This is a genomic window from Henriciella sp. (assembly GCF_049649345.1).
Classification (GTDB): Bacteria; Pseudomonadota; Alphaproteobacteria; order Caulobacterales; family Hyphomonadaceae; genus Henriciella.
This window is the reverse complement of the sequence record NZ_JBARZC010000005.1, coordinates 1-3265: the sequence shown is the minus strand read 5'-3', so window position 1 is coordinate 3265 and position 3265 is coordinate 1. Positions and strand designations below refer to the sequence as shown.

Annotated in this window: 4 protein-coding genes and 1 pseudogene; all 5 read right to left on the bottom strand. The window is 57.7% G+C overall.

Going from position 1 to position 3265, the window contains the following annotated elements; all coding sequences use genetic code 11:
- Nucleotides 1-278, bottom strand: a pseudogene (locus WA989_RS00085) (hypothetical protein); the annotation flags it as partial.
- Nucleotides 275-1036, bottom strand: coding sequence for a Fe-S cluster assembly ATPase SufC (sufC, locus tag WA989_RS00080; RefSeq protein WP_424338493.1), 762 nt, complete (start codon nt 1034-1036; stop codon nt 275-277). The gene sufC and the pseudogene WA989_RS00085, both read right to left, overlap by 4 nt.
- A 63-nt stretch (nt 1037-1099) precedes the next feature.
- Nucleotides 1100-1663 (bottom strand): hypothetical protein, encoded by a 564-nt coding sequence (locus WA989_RS00075; protein WP_424338492.1) that lies wholly within the window; start codon nt 1661-1663, stop codon nt 1100-1102.
- Between the two features lie 225 nt (nt 1664-1888).
- Nucleotides 1889-2296, bottom strand: a complete 408-nt coding sequence (locus WA989_RS00070) for a nuclear transport factor 2 family protein (RefSeq protein ID WP_424338491.1) — start codon at nt 2294-2296, stop codon at nt 1889-1891.
- Nucleotides 2293-3265, bottom strand: a 973-nt coding sequence (gene sufB, locus WA989_RS00065) for a Fe-S cluster assembly protein SufB (protein WP_424338490.1), incomplete at its 5' end; no start/stop codon positions are given. The genes sufB and WA989_RS00070, both read right to left, overlap by 4 nt.

Here is a 3265-nt window from a genome sequence, read left to right as displayed (position 1 = left end):
TCCCATGATGTTCCGTCAAATGAGATGACGACAGCGTTTTCAGGCGCCGAAAGCTTGCGATTTGCTGCTGCTTCAATCTGCTCGATGGACGGCAGAGCCTGACGGAAATCGGTCCACTTCCACTCTTCCATCCGTCGGTGCGGCAAGCCGGTCCGTGCAAAGGCCTCAAAAGCGCGTTGGCGGCGAGGGTCATCGTCCAGCTCCGCATATTTTGCGATCAGTTGCAGCTCTGCCGGTGTCGGATCTCTAAACAGGTCTCTGATGTCGGCGAGGGTCAAACCGCCTCCCCGAGGATCCCGTCATACCCTTCTCTTTCAAGCTGATGGGCCAGTTCAGGCCCGCCGGTCTTCACGATCCGGCCCTTCGACAAGACGTGAACCTTGTCTGGCATGATGTGGTCCAGCAGCCTCTGATAGTGCGTGATGACCAGCATGCCGCGGTCCGGGCTGCGCAGTGCATTGACGCCATCAGAAACAGTCTTGAGCGCGTCGATATCAAGCCCGGAGTCGGTTTCGTCGAGAATGGCGAAGGATGGCTCCAGCATCATCATCTGGAAGATTTCAAGACGCTTCTTCTCACCCCCGGAAAAGCCGACATTGAGCGGCCGTTTCAGCATATCGGCGTCGAGGTTGAGCATGCCGCCGACTTCCCGCGCCTTCTTGATAAAGTCGGGCGCGGATATCTCGTCTTCGCCGCGCGCCTTGCGCTGGGCATTCATCGCAGCGCGCACAAATGTCATGACCGGTACGCCCGGGATTTCAACGGGATACTGGAAAGAAAGGAAGACGCCGTGAGAAGCCCGGTCTTCGGGATCCATCTCCAGCAGGTCCTCGCCTTTCAGCGTTGCGGAGCCTGCGGTGACCTCATAGCCTTCGCGCCCAGTCAGCACATAGGACAGGGTCGACTTGCCAGCGCCGTTCGGTCCCATGACGGCATGGACCTCGCCCGCAGGCACTTCGAGTGTGAGGCCGTTTATGATGGGCTTGGCGTCTTCGCCTTCGCCGACCGAGGCGTGCAGGTCAGTAATCTTCAACATGCTGCCGATGTAGAGATTTACAGCAGGAAATCAAAGCCTGCTCTGAGGCAAAGCTGCGCATTTCTATTGAATGTCAGTCAAACCATAGAAGATTTGGCCGGAAACAGCCGCCTGAAGGTCGACCGGATCAACAAGAAGGCTGCCGATGAAGTGCAGACTTTCCTCCTTGCCGAACAGGACGCGTTTCAGCGCCGTATTGATCGGCGTTGCAACGCCTTGAGGCCCGACAAGCACAAAACTGTCGAGGCCCGCATCGAGGCCGTAATGCTCGACAAAATAGGGATTGGCGGCGATGAAATGGTCAAACCGTTCCCATTGCCATGACAGGTCCGAATTCGCGCGAATGACTTCCCCAAGATAAAGACCCGCGAACATGACCGAATTATCACCTCGGCCATCGCTGATGAGGGCTTCGCCTGCCCTGCCCGTCTCGGCCTGCAGGCGGTTGATTGTATGAATGTCTTTCAGCCACCTATCCATGACTTTCAGACTTTCAAGCGAAAAATCGAGTTGCTGGCGCTCTAGGCGGTTCGGCAGGAGAATGAGCGTGTCTCCTTGAGGGGACAGGAACTGGTCGAGCGAAGGGCCGATATCGGCGACCTCGATATTCGGACCGAAAGAGTCCATGCCGAATGGCTGGCCTGTGCCGGCGGACCCTCGGGCGTTGGACACAATCGGAGCGCCCGGGCCATAGCCATCATATGGAATCCAGTACGGTTCCGGCGCCTCTTGCGACGCGCACGCTCCAATGAGCAAAGCCAATATGGGAAAGAGACGCGACATCCCGCTCCTGTTCGATCAAACTCTGGTTAATTTCAGTGTATGCAGCAATGTTTGTGCCGCAAGCGATTCTCAGGCGTCGAAGTCCCGCATCAGGTCATCCTGTCCGGGTTCCAGCTTGTGCCACCACTGGCGGAATTCCCGGCAAAGGCCGTCCTCATCGAAACTGGCTTTCAATATGCCCTCAAGGCGAACCGGGTCATCTGTTCCTGCGCGGGTAAAGGAATTGGCCCACATCGCCCAGCCCGCGTCTTCATCGGTTCTTATGAACTCAGTTTTGAAGGTGCTGCCGCTCCTGTTCCGCCCCATCTCCTCGATCGCCATCTGCAGGGCCAGCCTGCCCCGGCGCGGTGCCTGGAAGGGCGCGTCGTAGAAAGTTACGTCATCGCTGAACAGCGCGACGAAGTCTTCGGCGTCAGGCTTCTCGACAGCCACTTTCAACCGGCTGAGCCAGGTCAGGAAATGGTCTTGATCAATCACCCAACGCTGCCTTCGAGGCTCACTTCGAGCAGTTTTTGCGCTTCGACGGCAAATTCCATCGGAAGATGCTGCATTACTTCGCGTACAAAACCGTTGACCAGAAGAGCCACCGCCTGCTCTTCGCCGATCCCGCGCTGGCGCACATAGAATAGCTGGTCTTCCGAGAGCTTCGTCGTTGTTGCTTCATGCTCAAGCTGCGCGTCAGCCCGTCGGTTTTCGACGTAGGGGACCGTGTGCGCGCCGCAATCGCCGCCAATGAGAAGGGAATCACATTGGGTGAAATTGCGGGCGCCCGCCGCGTTTTTGTTGACCGAGACAAGGCCGCGATACGTGTTGTCAGACCGCCCGGCGGAGATACCTTTTGATATGATCCGCGAGCGGGTGTTCTTGCCGAGGTGCAGCATCTTGGTGCCGGTATCAGCCATCTGCCGGCCGTTGGTCACAGCGATGGAATAGAACTCTCCGACACTGTCATCCCCGCGCAGAATGCAGGACGGGTATTTCCAGGTGACGGCAGAGCCGGTTTCAACTTGCGTCCAGCTGATCTTGGATCGCGCGCCGCGGCAATCGCCGCGCTTGGTCACGAAATTGTAGATGCCGCCCTTGCCGTTCTCATCGCCCGGCCACCAGTTCTGCACGGTGGAGTATTTGATCTCAGCGTCTTCCAGCGCGACCAATTCCACAACAGCCGCATGAAGCTGGTTCTCATCGCGCATAGGCGCGGTGCAGCCTTCGAGATAAGAGACATAAGCGCCCTTGTCTGCGATGATCAGCGTGCGCTCGAACTGGCCAGTGTTCTCGGCATTCATCCGGAAATAGGTGCTGAGTTCCATCGGGCAGCGCACCCCTTCGGGCACGTAAACAAACGTCCCGTCAGAGAAGACTGCGCTATTCAGCGTCGCAAAATAATTGTCCGACTGCGGCACCACGGTCCCGAGATACTTGTTGACGAGTTCCGGATGCTCACGC